This is a genomic window from Lentzea sp. NPDC004782 (genome assembly GCF_040609115.1).
Lineage (GTDB): Bacteria > Actinomycetota > Actinomycetes > Mycobacteriales > Pseudonocardiaceae > Lentzea.
The window spans coordinates 15,751-29,293 of record NZ_JBEXJN010000032.1 but is presented as its reverse complement, the minus strand read 5'-3'; the positions used below and the strand labels follow the sequence as shown (position 1 = coordinate 29,293).

15 protein-coding genes are annotated in these 13,543 nt (G+C 70.0%); 7 read left to right on the top strand and 8 right to left on the bottom strand.

Annotation, left to right across the window (positions count from 1 at the left end; translation table 11 throughout):
• Window positions 1-1,158, top strand: coding sequence for an ROK family protein (locus ABZV40_RS27630; RefSeq protein ID WP_355447498.1), 1,158 nt, complete (start codon window positions 1-3; stop codon window positions 1,156-1,158).
• A gap of 60 nt (window positions 1,159-1,218) precedes the next feature.
• Here ABZV40_RS27630 and ABZV40_RS27625 read toward each other — a convergent pair whose 3' ends face one another.
• From ABZV40_RS27625 to ppgK, 4 genes are all read right to left on the bottom strand, one after another.
• Entirely contained in the window at window positions 1,219-1,401 is a 183-nt protein-coding gene (locus ABZV40_RS27625; protein ID WP_189256324.1) for a hypothetical protein, read from the bottom strand.
• A gap of 412 nt (window positions 1,402-1,813) precedes the next feature.
• Window positions 1,814-2,356 (bottom strand): helix-turn-helix domain-containing protein, encoded by a 543-nt coding sequence (locus tag ABZV40_RS27620; protein WP_355447495.1) that lies wholly within the window; start codon window positions 2,354-2,356, stop codon window positions 1,814-1,816.
• A 214-nt stretch (window positions 2,357-2,570) separates the two neighbouring features.
• Window positions 2,571-3,902 carry an RNA polymerase sigma factor gene (locus tag ABZV40_RS27615; protein ID WP_355447492.1) on the bottom strand — a complete coding sequence of 444 codons (1,332 nt, stop codon included), beginning with the start codon at window positions 3,900-3,902 and terminating at the stop codon, window positions 2,571-2,573.
• 218 nt (window positions 3,903-4,120) lie between these two features.
• Complete coding sequence (ppgK, locus tag ABZV40_RS27610; RefSeq protein ID WP_355447490.1) at window positions 4,121-4,882, bottom strand: polyphosphate--glucose phosphotransferase; 762 nt, start codon at window positions 4,880-4,882, stop codon at window positions 4,121-4,123.
• A 116-nt stretch (window positions 4,883-4,998) separates the two neighbouring features.
• Here ppgK and ABZV40_RS27605 point away from each other — a divergent pair, with 116 nt between their 5' ends.
• On the top strand, window positions 4,999-5,793 hold the full coding sequence (locus tag ABZV40_RS27605) for an inositol monophosphatase family protein (RefSeq protein ID WP_355447487.1): 795 nt from the start codon (window positions 4,999-5,001) through the stop codon (window positions 5,791-5,793).
• Window positions 5,794-5,958: 165 nt separating this feature from the next.
• Here ABZV40_RS27605 and cei read toward each other — a convergent pair whose 3' ends face one another.
• Complete coding sequence (cei, locus tag ABZV40_RS27600; protein WP_355447484.1) at window positions 5,959-6,657, bottom strand: envelope integrity protein Cei; 699 nt, start codon at window positions 6,655-6,657, stop codon at window positions 5,959-5,961.
• Between the two features lie 442 nt (window positions 6,658-7,099).
• On the opposite strand from cei, the gene ABZV40_RS27595 reads away from it, so the two are divergent.
• Window positions 7,100-7,399, top strand: a complete 300-nt coding sequence (locus ABZV40_RS27595; protein ID WP_030464829.1) for a DUF4193 domain-containing protein — start codon at window positions 7,100-7,102, stop codon at window positions 7,397-7,399.
• 62 nt (window positions 7,400-7,461) lie between these two features.
• On the opposite strand, the gene ABZV40_RS27590 is transcribed toward ABZV40_RS27595, so the two are convergent.
• A complete protein-coding gene (locus ABZV40_RS27590) occupies window positions 7,462-7,923 on the bottom strand; it encodes a DUF3093 domain-containing protein (protein WP_355447481.1) in 462 nt (153 codons plus the stop codon).
• A 24-nt stretch (window positions 7,924-7,947) separates the two neighbouring features.
• Between ABZV40_RS27590 and dut the strand changes: the two genes are divergently transcribed.
• Window positions 7,948-8,430 (top strand): dUTP diphosphatase, encoded by a 483-nt coding sequence (gene dut, locus ABZV40_RS27585; RefSeq protein ID WP_355447478.1) that lies wholly within the window; start codon window positions 7,948-7,950, stop codon window positions 8,428-8,430.
• Window positions 8,431-8,434: 4 nt separating this feature from the next.
• Window positions 8,435-9,055 carry a DUF3710 domain-containing protein gene (locus ABZV40_RS27580; RefSeq protein ID WP_355447475.1) on the top strand — a complete coding sequence of 207 codons (621 nt, stop codon included), beginning with the start codon at window positions 8,435-8,437 and terminating at the stop codon, window positions 9,053-9,055.
• Here ABZV40_RS27580 and ABZV40_RS27575 read toward each other — a convergent pair.
• Window positions 9,052-9,708 carry an alpha/beta hydrolase gene (locus ABZV40_RS27575; RefSeq protein ID WP_355447472.1) on the bottom strand — a complete coding sequence of 219 codons (657 nt, stop codon included), beginning with the start codon at window positions 9,706-9,708 and terminating at the stop codon, window positions 9,052-9,054. The genes ABZV40_RS27580 and ABZV40_RS27575 overlap by 4 nt on opposite strands.
• Window positions 9,709-9,777: 69 nt before the next feature.
• On the opposite strand from ABZV40_RS27575, the gene ABZV40_RS27570 reads away from it, so the two are divergent.
• Both ABZV40_RS27570 and ABZV40_RS27565 read left to right on the top strand, forming a co-directional pair.
• Window positions 9,778-10,158, top strand: a complete 381-nt coding sequence (locus ABZV40_RS27570; protein ID WP_355447469.1) for an OB-fold nucleic acid binding domain-containing protein — start codon at window positions 9,778-9,780, stop codon at window positions 10,156-10,158.
• A complete protein-coding gene (locus tag ABZV40_RS27565; RefSeq protein ID WP_355447466.1) occupies window positions 10,155-10,907 on the top strand; it encodes a DUF3159 domain-containing protein in 753 nt (250 codons plus the stop codon). Before ABZV40_RS27570 ends, ABZV40_RS27565 begins: the two co-directional genes overlap by 4 nt.
• 55 nt (window positions 10,908-10,962) lie before the next feature.
• Here ABZV40_RS27565 and ABZV40_RS27560 read toward each other — a convergent pair whose 3' ends face one another.
• Window positions 10,963-13,524, bottom strand: coding sequence for an AAA family ATPase (locus tag ABZV40_RS27560; protein WP_355447463.1), 2,562 nt, complete (start codon window positions 13,522-13,524; stop codon window positions 10,963-10,965).
• Window positions 13,525-13,543: the final 19 nt, after the last annotated feature.

Sequence of the window (13,543 nt, the reverse complement as noted above, 5' to 3'; positions counted from 1 at the left end):
GTGACAGGACCTACGTCCGGCACCCGTCCAGACGAGATCCGCAGGCACAACAGGACGGCGCTGTTGCGTCGCCTGCACGTCGACGGCCCGTCCACCAGGGCGTCGCTCGCGGCTGAGCTCGGGCTCAACCGCAGCACGATCAAGGCCCTGGTGGACGGCCTCGCCGAAGCCGGTGTGGTCGCCGAACGCGTGCCCGCCCTGCGCAGCGGTGCGGGCCGCCCCTCGTTGCTCGTCCTGCCCCAGCCGCACGCCGCGGTCGTCATCGCGATCGACGTGCGGGTGGAGCAGGTGGCGATGGGGTTCGTCGGCCTCGGCGGAGAGATCCTCGGGCGGGACAGCTGGAACCTGCATCACCGGACGCGTGATCCGGGAGAGGTCATCACGCACATCGTCGAGTCGGCGCGCCTCATGGCCGACGACCTCGACGTCACCGCGGTCGGGGTCGGCGTGTCGGTACCGGGGGTCGTCCGGCGTTCGGACGGCCAGGTGCACGAGGCGCCGAACCTGCACTGGACGGGTGTCGCGCTCGGCAAACGCCTGGAGGCGGTGCTGAAGCTGCCCGTCCAGGTGGGCAACGACGCGGAGCTCGGCGCGCTCGCCGAACACGTGCGCGGCGCGGCGCGGGCGTCCTCGGACATGGTCTACATCTCCGCGGACGTCGGTGTCGGCGGCGGCGTGATCCTGTCCGGGCAACCGTTGCGCGGCAGCGGCGGCTACGTCGGTGAGCTCGGGCACATGGTGGTGAACCCGCGCGGCCGTCGGTGCTACTGCGGCTGTGACGGCTGCTGGGAGACCGAGGTCGGCGAACCGGCGCTGTGCCGGGCCCTGGGGCTGCCGGAAGACGCGCCTCGCGGCGCCGTCGTGGCGGCGCTGCGGGCGCTGGAGGACCCCTCGCCGCTGGGTGAGTTCGCGGACTGGCTGGCCCTCGGGCTCGCCAACATCGTCAACGTCCTCGGCCCGGAACTGGTGGTCCTGGGCGACCTCTACACCGCGCTGCCGACGTCGCTCGTGGACTCGGTGGGCGCTGTCGTGCAGCGACGCAGCCTCGTGTCGCGTGCGGTCGGCGGAACCCAGGTCGTGACGTCACCGCTGGGCCGCGACGCGAAGCTGATCGGCGCCGCCGAGCTGGCCTTCGAACCCGTCCTGGACGCCCTGTAGAAGCGAAGGGGGCGGAGATCCCGTGAAGGATCTCCGCCCCGAGCGGCTAGGTGGGGTGGATCAGCCCTGCTGAATCTCAGCAGCGAGCTCGCGCAACTTCTCACTGTGCGCACGGGCGTGGTGCCCGCAGAACAGCAGCTCGCCCCCGGACGGGAGAACGGCGCGAACCTGGGCAGCAGCCCCGCAGCGGTCGCAGCGGTCGGCAGCGGTCAACTCGGGGCGGGTGAGTGCTGCAGTCATGATGAATCTCCCTCCGTCCCAGCACCGGAACTGAGTGTTTCGGTGCCCTCTTACCAAGCTGCGACCACGGCGCCCCTGGCTGGTGCGCGGTGCTCGCTGGCTCCACTCTGACAGACGTTCTGGCGATAGTCAGTGTTCCCGTGTGCGTGGCGACTCGCGTCACTCTGCGATTTACCCGTCTGCAGCAGGCTTACACCTGTGTTCGCCACCGGTTCACCGTCTTGACAGGCACTGTGAGCAACCGGAAAGCCGCTGGTGGAGCAGTGGATTCGGGCTGTTCGGTCGGTTGCGTGCGACCGGGAGTGTGATATCGGTTGCCTTTGTCCGCCCGCAGCGAACAGGTCACGAACGTCCCACGATTCGGACGCGGCACCGTGATCGAACTCCCGGTCGTACGGCCGTTCGGCTCAGTCGATCAGCTCGCGAGGGCCGCGCTGATCGCCCGTGCGGCGTGTCCGACCGCCTCCCTCAGCGCGGCGGCGCTGCGGCCGCTGTCGAGCACCGCGGAGACGGTGCCGATGACACTGCTGGACGGCGTGCGCACCGGAGCGCTGACGAACTCCATGCCCGCCGGCACCGTGGCGCCGGGACGCAGCCGCGCCACGTCCTCCGCGCGCACGATGCTCGCCGCGGCCACGAGCACCCGGTCGCGCCGGGGGACCGCGAGAATCGTCGACGTCCTGATCGTCGCGGACAACGCGCGCAGCGGCTGCCGCGCCACCTGCAGGATGCCCGGCGCAGGTTCCCAGGCCTGCCCGAGCCGGAACATCTGCGCGCCGATGCGGTAGCGGCCGCGCACGTTCTCGACCGCGCCGAGCACCTCCATCTGGTCCAGAAGGCGATGCACCGTGGTCTTCGGCATCTCGCAGCGGTCGGCGAGTTGCGTGAGCCCCAGCTCACCGGCGTCCATCAGCTCGTCCAGCAGCGAGAACGCCCCTTCGAGTACAGACCTGCCCATGTTTCTTGCCCCCTCGTTCCGATGTCCGGAACTGTCCCTGTGCACCCCTCCGGCACAGCCACACACTGATGCTGTCGTGAGGTGCATGGGCGGCACATGAGTACATGGGTACTCATCTTTCGCATGCGTTCGATCACGCCTGGTCACGGCGAGAAAAAGAAGATCCCCGCACCGAACCGGTGCGGGGATCTCTGCGTATACCCGAGTGGGAGACCTAGTCGAGGTAGTCGCGCAGCACCTGCGAGCGCGACGGGTGACGCAGCTTCGACATGGTCTTGGACTCGATCTGCCGGATGCGCTCACGCGTCACGCCGTAGACCTGGCCGATCTCGTCCAGCGTGCGCGGCTGGCCGTCGGTGAGGCCGAAGCGCAGCCGGACGACCCCCGCCTCGCGCTCGGACAGCGTCGCGAGCACCGACTGGAGCTGGTCCTGCAGCAACGTGAACGAGACGGCGTCGACCGCCACGACGGCCTCGGAGTCCTCGATGAAGTCACCGAGCTGGCTGTCGCCCTCGTCACCGATCGTCTGGTCCAGTGAGATGGGCTCACGCGCGTACTGCTGGATCTCCAGCACCTTCTCCGGCGTGATGTCCATTTCCTTGGCGAGCTCTTCCGGCGTGGGCTCGCGGCCCAGGTCCTGCAGCAGCTCGCGCTGGATGCGACCCAGCTTGTTGATGACCTCGACCATGTGCACCGGGATGCGGATGGTGCGGGCCTGGTCGGCCATCGCGCGGGTGATCGCCTGCCGGATCCACCAGGTGGCGTACGTGGAGAACTTGTAGCCCTTGGTGTAGTCGAACTTCTCGACGGCGCGGATCAGACCCAGGTTGCCCTCCTGGATCAGGTCCAGGAACGCCATGCCGCGGCCGGTGTAGCGCTTGGCCAGCGACACGACGAGGCGGAGGTTCGCCTCGAGCAGGTGGTTCTTGGCGCGCTCGCCGTCGCGGACGATCCAGCGCAGGTCGCGGCGCAGCTGCGGGGTGAGCTTCTCCGCCTCCTCCTCGGAGCGGCGCACGCGCTCGGCGGCGTAGAGCCCGGCCTCGATGCGCTTGGCGAGCTCGACCTCCTCCTCGGCGTTGAGGAGGGCGACCTTGCCGATCTGCTTGAGGTAGGCGCGAACGGAGTCGGCCGAAGCGGTGAGCTCCGCGTCCTTGCGCGCCTGGCGCAGGGCCTCGGACTCCTCTTCGTCCCAGACGAAGTCGCCCTCGTTCTTGGGGTCCTCCGCCTCCTCCGGCTCGTCCACGACGGGCTCGTCGACCAGTTCGACGTCGTCGACCAGGTCTTCGGCGCCCGGAGCGCCTTCCATGTCCTCCGGCTCTTCGCCGTCGGCCTTCTTGGTGGCACCCTTCGCGGCGGGGTCGGCCTTGCCGGCCGGCTTGCGCGGGGTCTTGGCGCCGGCGGCCTTGGCGGCGGGCTTCTTCGCTGCCGTCGCGGTCGTCTTGCGCTTCGGCTTCTCCTCGGCCTCGCCGGCCGCGGTCGCCTTGGTCGTCTTGGCGGCGCTCGCGGCGGAGCTGGAGCGTCGGGTTGCGGTTTCTGCGGCTGCCACGTACGCCCTTTCGCGACGGTCGTTCAAGGCAAACCAGAGGGCGCGAAACCTCGGTCGCCAGAGTTCAGGGGATCTCCCCGCCGATCTTGCTTGGCGGGTGTGCGTTCCATTGTAACGACGTCGGTGACTCGGTGTTGCGCCCCGAGGTCCATCGAGGCGCTCTCACCTGCGTTCTCGCAGCTAGATCCAGTCGGACACGTTTCGGTGTCGAACGGCCGCTACGGCCTGACGCCGTGCGCGGACGCCCACGCGGCGCCGACGATGCCCGCGTCGTTCTTCAGTGCAGCAGCAACCACTTCGGTGCGCACCTCGAGCAACGGCAACCACTTGTGCGCCTTCTTGCTCACGCCACCGCCGGCGATCACCAGGTCGGGCCAGATGAGGTCTTCCAGCACGTTGATGTACCGGGTGACGCGCGGCGTCCACTCCTCCCAGGACAGGCCCTTCTCCTCCTTCACGGAGGCGGCCGCGCGGGACTCCGCGTCGTGCCCGTCGACCTGCAGGTGCCCGAACTCGGTGTTGGGGACAAGCTTGCCGTCGAGGAACACCGCGCTGCCGATGCCCGTGCCGAACGTCAGCAGCACCACGGTCCCGTCCTTGCCGACGCCCGCGCCGAACGACATCTCCGCGATGCCGGCCGCGTCCGCGTCGTTCATCACGACGACGTCCTCGGGCTTGCGCTTGAGGCGTTCGGCGAAGAGAGCCTGCGCGTCGCAGTTGATCCAACCCTTGTCCACGTTCGCCGCGCTCAGGGCGACACCGTGCTTGACCACGCACGGAAGGGTGATGCCGACCGGTCCGTCCCACTGGAACTTCTCGACGATCTCGGCGACGACCTCGGCCACCGCCTGCGGCGTCGAGGGTTGAGGCGTGGGGATCCGCATGCGCTCGCCGTCCAGTGCTCCTGCTTCGAGATCGACCAGGCCGCCCTTGACGCCGGAGCCGCCGATGTCCACACCGAACCCGCGGGTGATGCCCATGCCCCGTGGTCCTTCCTACTAGATCCTGCTGGCTTCGATTCAGTAACCGTGGTGCGCAGACATTAGCCTGACGTTGTCCGATAGTCCCGTGCTAGTGACGCAGGAGGGAACCGGTCGTGTTCGATCCCCGGCCACTCGTCGACATCGCCACAGCCATCGGACGGGAAGCAGGCGCTCTTGTTCAGCGCATGCGCGCCTCCGCCGTCGTGTCCTTCGACACCAAGAGCACCTCGACAGACGTCGTGACAGAAGCGGACCGCGCCTCAGAACAACTCGTCCGGACGCGTCTGTCCGAGTTGCGCCCTGGTGAGCCGGTGCTCGGTGAGGAGGAGGGCGGCACCGTCGTGGAGGGCCTCACGTGGGTCGTCGACCCGATCGACGGCACCGTCAACTACCTCTACGGAATCCCGTGGTACTCGGTGTCGATCGCGGCGCAGCTCGACGGCGAGTCGGTCGCGGGCGCGGTCGTGGAACCGGCGACGGGTCGCGTGTGGACTGCCGCACGAGGCCACGGCGCCTTTCTCGACGGGGAGCCCCTGCAGGTGTCCGCCACCACGGACCTGCCGCTGTCGCTGCTCGGGTACGGCTTCGCCTACCGGGCGGAACGCCGTCAGCGGCAGGCCGAAGCGTGGGCGGCGATGGCGACGCGTGTGCGTGACATGCGCCGGGCCGGTGCGGCCTCGCTGGACCTCTGCTCGGTCGCCGCGGGACGGCTGGACGCCTACGCCGAGCACGGCCTGGGGCGGTGGGACTGGGCGGCCGGCGCGCTGGTCGCGGCCGAGGCCGGTGCCGTCGTGCGGTTGCCGGGGTCGTCGCCGGAACTGGGGGAGGACGCGACGTTCGCGGCCGCGCCCGGCATCGCCGGCGCGATGCACGACGCGCTCGTCGAGTCCGGTTTCGGCAAGGTCTGAGCCACCGTCAATGTTGACTGGATCAACACCGATGTTGATCCAGTCAACATTGACGGGTGTCCGTGCAGTCAACGTGGACAGGAGATCGAGGTCGACAGCCGGACGCGTTCACCCCGAAGAAGATCAATCCCCATGTGCGCGAGGTAGCGCCATGCCGAGCGGAAGTCAGCCGCAGTTGACGTCGCGCGCGCCGGCCAGGTTGTCCGGGTTCAGCGTGGGCGGGGTGGGCGCCGCGACCTGGCCGCCCTGCTGCTCCGGCTGCTGCTCGGCCCACTCCTTGAGCTGGTCGAGCACCTTGCGGGCGTCGCTGTTCGGCTTGACCTCGTCGAACTTCTTGCCGACCGCGATGTCGACGGTGGCGTCCTGGCGGTCGTCGCGCACGAGCTCCAGGCACGGCTCCAGCAGCGAGACCGTTCTGGCCGCCTGCGCGCCGGGGGCGCCGAAGCGGATCTGACCGCGGCAGTTCATGTCGCCCGCCGGGTAGATCGGGTCGTTGCCGGGGTCGGCCGCCTGCTTCAGGCCGAGTTCGGTGAACTGCGTCGCGACGGTCTTGGCGTGGTTGCGCTGGGTCGAGGCGTTGACGACCTTGAAGTTGACCTCGCCGACCGGCACGGGGTTGGTGCGGTCGAGCGCGTCGTGCTCCAGCACGGTGCCGAGGGCGGGCGCGGGCGCCGTCGTGGTGGCCGCGGGGTCGGCCCCCGGGGTGTTCGAGGTCTGCACGTGGCCGGGCGCGTTGCACTTGATGGCCGCGTCCACGTCGCCTGCGTTGCCCAGCACCTTCACCCACACGAACACGGAACTGACCAACAGCACCGCGAACAGGACGAGCGCGGGTACGGGCCGACGCCGCTTGTAGGGCGTCAAGCTTCCCGATGCGGGTCCCACGTCCGAAGCCCTCCCCGTGTTCCGTCCCCTGTGATCAGCCTAGGCCCTGCCCGGCTGTCGCGCGCCCCGGCGGGCGTGACCCAACGCACCGGCCTGATTGCTCACAGTCAGGACGGTACCGGTCCGGCGCCAGGTTGCACGCCGGGGTTCACGTGCTCCCGCACAGGGTATCGGTCCAGCGTAGAAAGGTTGTGTCACCCGTCCGGTCGGTAAGGGGTAACCCGATGTCGAGTCACTCGGACAATGAGCTACCCTCTGCGCGCTCCGCACACATGTGGATCAAGCCGACGGTCACGTCTAGGGGGTTGGCTTGCCACCGGGTGAGGGAGACCTACGTCACCTTGACGTGGGGCACAAAAGAGGGCGCTGGAGCGTTAACCAGCGACACGAACAGTCTCCGTAGACCGCAGGGGTGAAGAAGATGGCGACCGACTACGACGCGCCGCGTCGCAGCGAGGCGGACGAACTCGCTGAGGACTCCCTCGAGGAGTTGAAGGCCCGGCGGAACGAGACGCAGTCCGGCGTCGTGGACGTCGACGAGGACGCGAGCGCGGAGAACTTCGAGCTGCCCGGCGCCGATCTGTCCGGCGAGGAGCTCACGTTCAAGGTCCTGCCCAAGCAGGCCGACGAGTTCACGTGTTCGAAGTGCTTCCTGGTGCACCACCGCAGCAGGCTCGCCGAGGACAACAACGGCGTGTACATCTGCCGCGACTGTGCTTGAGCGGGAAATCCGCCGAACAAGACTGGGCGCTCACCCGCACGGGTGGCGCCCAGTTGTGTCTTTCAGGACTTGATCGCGGCGACGAGCTCTTCCGGACGCCGCGTGCTGATCATCCAGTACGGCGTCGGGTCGTCCGGGTCGTTCACCCGCACCCGCACGAGCGGCTTCACCCAGCCGCGGTGCACCACGTACGCGGCCGGGTCGAGGTGCGGGCCCATCGCCTTGCGGCGGTCCTCGGGCGCGATGATCTCGGCCTCGCCGAGCAGGTTCAGCGGGATGTGGGCGTCGCCGGCCCTCAGCTCGCCGCCGGACACCTCGACCTTCGCCGACCCCATCTTCACGATCAGCACGACCGTCAGGGGCAGCAGGATCACGTACGGCAGCCAGGACCGGACACCGGGGAAGCCCATGTGCACCTCGGCGGCCAGCAGCCCCGCCGCCAGCAGCGGGAGCGGCCAGATCCACGGCGTCACGTACAGGCGCTCGCGGAAGGTCGTAGTGGCGGTCACGGCAGTCTCACTCACGTCGTCAGGGTAATCTCGGCCGCCGTGTCCAGCGTCGAGGTGTTGCTGACCCGGCTCGATCCGGGGGTTCCCGTGCCCGCCTACGCCCGTCCCGGCGACGCGGGCGCCGATCTGGTCACCACGTCGGACGTGGTCATTCCACCAGGCGAGCGCGCGGTGGTCGGCACCGGTGTCGCGATCGCGCTTCCCGACGGGTACGCGGGGTTCGTGCACCCCCGTTCCGGACTGGCCGCGCGCGCCGGGCTGAGCGTGGTCAACACGCCCGGCACGATCGACTCGGGCTACCGCGGTGAGATCCGCGTTTGCCTCGTGAACCATGATCTCCGTGAGCCGATCGCGCTGTCGCGCGGCGACCGGATCGCCCAGCTCGTCGTGCAACGCGTCGAGCACGCGGTGTTCCGCGAGGTCACCGAGTTGCCGGAGACGGCACGCGGTGCGGGAGGCTATGGCTCGACCGGCGGGCACGCGGTGCTCGCCCGCACGCAGTGCTCACAGTCAGAGGGGTAGTGGAATGTTCGGAAGGCGCCGCAAGCGCGGTCGTCACTCCGCGGGGGCGGTCGACACCGGTCCGGAGCACGACGAGGCGTTCGACGAGGACGTCGAGGGCCCGTGGGACTCGACCGCGGCGCCCCGTGACGATGTGCAGCGGCTCGACCTGGGATCGGTGCAGCTGCCGATGCCGGACGAGGCCCAGCTGCAGGTCGAGATGGACCAGCAGACCGGTGCCGTGCGCGCCGTGCACGTCCTCACGTCCGTTGGCCAGCTGACGGTGAGCGCGTTCGCCGCGCCCAAGTCGGGTGGCCTGTGGAAGGAGGTCGGCGCCGAGCTGATCCAGGGCCTCAAGGAGGACGGCGCCCGCATCAACCGCGAGAACGGCGAGTGGGGCGAGGAGATCACCGCGCGCAACCAGGGCGTGCAGATCCTCTTCATCGGCGTCGACGGGCCGCGCTGGATGCTGCGCGGTGTCGCGGCCGGTCCGGAGGAGCACTTCGCGCAGAACTCCGCGGCGCTGCGGGACATGCTGCGCGGCACGGTGGTCGTGCGCGGAGAACAGCCGATGCCGCCCCGCACTCCGCTGCCGATCGAGCTGCCGGACGCGATCGCCCGGCACATCCAGCAGCAACAGGGCTAACGCGCCTGGTGCCACGCCTGCACCGCACGCCCCAGCGCGTGCGGGTAGGCGTCCAGCGTCGTCGTCGTGAGCACGGCGCGCGGGATGGCGTCCGCCCACTCCCGCGCGATCTCGATCGGGTGCACCGGGTCGTCCTCGCACCCGACGATCCCCGTCGGCACGTCGAGGGTCTTCAGCTCGTCGAGGGTGGGTGCCGCGGACGTGGCGGCTTCTTCGAGGTGCGGCACCAGCTGGTCGCCGTAGCCGCGCCACGCCCTGCTCAGCTCGTCCCGCAGCCAGCCGGTCGTGCCCCGCAGGGCGGCGTCCAGGCCGTGGCGCGTGACGATCTCCGCACTGGCCTTCGCCGCCATGGCCGCGGGCGCGCCGTTCGCGGGCCCGGTCCACGCGGGCAGAGCGAGGATCAGTCCCGCGCACTTCGCCGGGTTCCGCACGGCCCAGGTGGCGGCGACGTGGGCGCCCAGTGAGACGCCACCCACCACGATCGGGTGGCTTGTGAAGGCATTTTCGAGGGCCGTCAACCGTTCACTGAGTGTGCGAACACGTGGAGCGGTGAAAACGGCGCCGACCTGCGACAACGGCTCGGCGAACACGGAACGGACAAACACCTCGTCCGAGGCGGTTCCGGGCAGAAGGACGACGGTCTCGACAGGCACGCCCGAGATTGTCGGCCCTCGTGCGTACCCTCACTCACAGACGGTCCACACCACGGGGCCACTTGAGCAATGCAGGAGTCGGGGATGAGCGGCTATTGGCGCCGCTTGGTGCGTCGCTTGACCAGTGACGTAGCCGAGCTCGACGCGGACGACCTCTCGCGAAAAGCGGAGGCCGTCGGCGCGGTGAAGGCCTGCGACTGCAAGTCCGGTGAGGAGGTCACCGTCCTCGGCAGGCTCCGCAGCGTGGAGCTCTGTCCCCGGGACGCGATCGCCACGCTGGAAGCCGAGCTCTACGACGGCACCGAGGGCGTGACCCTCGTCTGGCTCGGCCGCCGTCGCATCGCCGGAATCGAGCCTGGTCGGACGATCAAGGCCCGAGGCCGCATCGCCGTGCGCGACGGGCGCAAGGTGCTCTACAACCCCTATTACGAGTTGCAGAACGCTTCATGACTTCAGCTGAGACCGAAGAAAAGCAGCCCACCGTCCTCGAGCAGATGGGCGGCGTGAGCGGCATGCTCTACTCGTCGCTGCCCGTCGTCGTCTTCGTGATCGTCAACTTCGCCGCCAAGAACCTCATGGCCGCGATCATCAGCGCTCTCGCCGCCGCGGTCGTGATCGGCGTGATCCTGGCCGTCCGCAAGGGCACGGTCCAGCCGGCGATCTCCGCCGTCCTCGGTGTCGGTGTCGCCGCGTTCATCGCGTACCGCACCGGCGAGGCCAAGGACTTCTTCCTCTTCGGCATCTGGCAGAGCGTCGTGTACGGCAGCGCGTTCCTGCTGTCGATCATCGTGCGCTGGCCCCTCGCGGGCGTGCTCTGGACGTTCCTCAACGGCCGCGACCGCTCGTGGCGCGCCGACAAGGCCACCGTCCGCGACTACGACATCGCCACCTTCGTCTGGGCCTTGGTGTTCTTCGCCCGCTTCGTGGTGCAGCGGTGGCTCTACGAGGGCGACCAGGTCGGCTGGCTGGCCGTCGCCCGCCTCGCCATGGGCTACCCGCTGATGGCGGTCGCCCTGCTCGCGACGGTCTGGGCGGTCCGCAGGGCCGACAAGCGCCTGAAGGAGGCCGAGGAAGCCGCCGCGGCCGAGGCCGAGGCGCAGGAGGTGCTCGCCCGCACCGCCGACGACCTGCTGACGCCGGACATGGACGAGCTGCAGCGCGTCGTCGACGCCGAGTCCCGCGACAAGTCCAGGGACTGAGCGGCGTTCCGTTTCTTCGCGGCCGGCGCCACCCCCAGGGCGTCGGCCGCGTCGTTCAGCCCGGTCCGAGCACTGTGCGGAGCTCGTCGCGGCCGGTCACGCCGAGCACGCTGTAGATCGCGTGCAGGTGGTTGTCGACCGTGCGCTTGGACGTGTGCAGCTTCTCGGCGATCTGCTGGTTGGTCAGCCCGGACGTGGCCAGCCGGGCCACTTCCACCTGGCGGCGCGTCAGGTGGGTGAGGCCGTCCGCGCGCAGGGCCGGGGTGCGGACGCCGTCGAAGTCCCGCATCAGCAACGCCTGCCGGGCCGAGGCCTGCGACGCGGCCCGGACGTTGCCCTGGGCTCGGTGCAGGCGGGCGGCTGAGGCCAGCGCTTCCGCCGCGTACAGAGTGGCGCCCACCCGCAGGAAATCGGTCGCCACGGCCTCCAGGACCGTCGGTGCCGCGTGCGCGAGGGCGGTCGCGTGTGCCGCGTAGGCCAACGGCAGCGGCCCGTCCATCGTGGACGTGAGGGCCGCCAGGCGCAGGGACGTGTCGACGCCGAAGCGGGCGGCGTCGTGCAGGGCGACGGCCTCGCTGCCGTGCACGCCCAGTTCGGCGCACTCGTCGGCGGCCGACATCGCCGCGTCGGCGGCGCCGCGGACGTCGCCCGCGCCGGCGAGCACCCAGGGGCGCGCCAGCGGCACCGCGAGCCCGGTCAGCCGCCAGACCGGGCGGCGTGCGTTCTCGGCGCGGGCCAGTGCCCGCCGGGCGAGCTCGGTGTCACCGGAGATCGCCGCAGCCGAGGCGAGACTCGCGAGCGCGACCGTGTCGAAGGTGAGTGGTTTCTTCTCCGTCTTCGCACTGGCTTCACGGGCCATGCGCAGGGCTTGGGCGCCGTGGCCACGCACGCGCGCACAGAACGACAGCACGCTGTAGAGCGTTGTCGGGCCGATGAAGGCCAACTCGTCGAACGACAGGTCGAGCGTCGCCAGCGAAAGACTCTCCGCTTCGGCGAGGTGGCCGCCGTAGGCCAGCGCGAAGCAGCGCAGCTGCAGCGCACCCCGATCCGGCGGTGCCGGCTCGCCGGTCAGTGCCACGATCTCGGCCTCGTAGCGGTCGACCTCCTCGCCGGCCTCGCGGTACCGGCCGGAGTGGACGAGGCACAGCGCCCTGACCAGTCGCATGTGGACGGACATGGGCGGTGGGAGGGGCTCGTAGGTGCTCTGCAGAACCGCGGCCACGTTACCGCGGTAGGCCTCCTGCAAGGTGCGGCTGACCTTCAGCAGGCCGCGCAGCTCGTCCGGGAGGCCCGGCACGTCGACGCGGTCGAGCACGGCGGTCGCCGCATCCGCGTCGCCCAGCGCGAAGTAGAGGTTCAGGGACCTGGTGGCACCGAGGCGGCTCAGGTCCGCGGCCGACAACGGGCCGGCCATGACGTCGGCCAGCGTGGCCTCCGCCTGGTCCGGCGCGCGGCCGTGCATCAGCACCTGGCCGAACACGTGCCCGACCCGGCTCAGCCCGCCCGCGTCGACCGCGGCCCGGCACAGCCGTTCGGCGAGAGCGACGTCCCGGGCGGCCCACGCCTGCTCGGCGGCCGCGGCCAGCAGGTCGAGCGAGATCGGCGAACCGCCGTCGAGCCGCCAGGTCGCGATGCGCATGAGGTCTTCGCGGCGACGGGCTCCCGTTGCCTCCAGACAGGCGGCCAACGCGCGTTGGTGCGACTGCGCGCGCATGGGAGGACACGTCGCCCGCAGCAGACTGCCGTACAGGGGATGCCCGAGCCGCACCACGGACCGCCGCCCCGACGACTCGACCCGGATCAGCGCGCGGGTCTCCAGGTCGTCGAGCGCCTCCTCCTGCACCAGCGACGCCAGCAGGTCCAGCTCCACCGGTTCGGAGTACGCGAGCAGCTCCAGCGCCAGCCGGTGCGACGGCTCCAACCGGCCGAGGTTCTCCCGCACGAGCTCGCCGAGCCGTCCGCTCAGCTGGATCGCGCCGTGCCACGACCAGATGCCCTCAGTCGCGCGCAACGACCCGGCCGCGCGCCCGAACGCCACGAGTTCCCTGAGGTACAACGGGTTTCCCGTGCTGCCCGACCACAGCAGCGCCGACGACCGCGTCTCCACGGGGCCTTCCAGCGCGCGTTCCAGCACTTCGTCGGACTCGGCACGGGACAGGTCCCCGATCGGGTACCGCTGCAGCAGCCCTTCCTGCCACAACTCGGCGCGTTCACCGGGCCGTGACGTCACCAGAACCCGTGCGTGTCCGTGCCGGATCAGGTGGTGCAACATGCCGATGGACGCGTCATCGAGCAGATGCGCGTCATCCACGACGATTGCCAACGGCTGCGGTTCAGCCAGAAGGTGCTCAACGGCACGACCGAGCGGGTTCGCCGTGCGCATGTCGGCAGGCAGCATCGCGGCCAACGCCCCGAACGGGATCGTCGACGTCGCCACGGTCGCGTAGCAACGTCGCACGGTGACACCGGCGCTCTCCAGCCGCGCCACGATCTCGTCCGCGAGCCTGGTCTTGCCCACTCCGGCGGGACCGACGAGCGCGGCGCCCCTGCCGTTCGGTTCGGTGAGCGCGGACATCACGTCCTGAAGCTCCCGCGCCCTGCCCACGAACGGCCACACAACTCGCAGTGTGCCGAAG

Excerpts from the sequence above, each read along its gene's own strand:
- ABZV40_RS27620 (WP_355447495.1), bottom strand. The coding sequence starts at position 2,356 with ATGGGCAGGTCTGTACTCGAAGGGGCGTTCTCGCTGCTGGACGAGCTG.
- ppgK (WP_355447490.1), bottom strand. The coding sequence starts at position 4,882 with ATGGGCATCACCCGCGGGTTCGGTGTGGACATCGGCGGCTCCGGCGTC.
- ABZV40_RS27595 (WP_030464829.1), top strand. The coding sequence starts at position 7,100 with ATGGCGACCGACTACGACGCGCCGCGTCGCAGCGAGGCGGACGAACTC.
- ABZV40_RS27580 (WP_355447475.1), top strand. The coding sequence starts at position 8,435 with ATGTTCGGAAGGCGCCGCAAGCGCGGTCGTCACTCCGCGGGGGCGGTC.
- ABZV40_RS27570 (WP_355447469.1), top strand. The coding sequence starts at position 9,778 with ATGCAGGAGTCGGGGATGAGCGGCTATTGGCGCCGCTTGGTGCGTCGC.
- ABZV40_RS27565 (WP_355447466.1), top strand. The coding sequence starts at position 10,155 with ATGACTTCAGCTGAGACCGAAGAAAAGCAGCCCACCGTCCTCGAGCAG.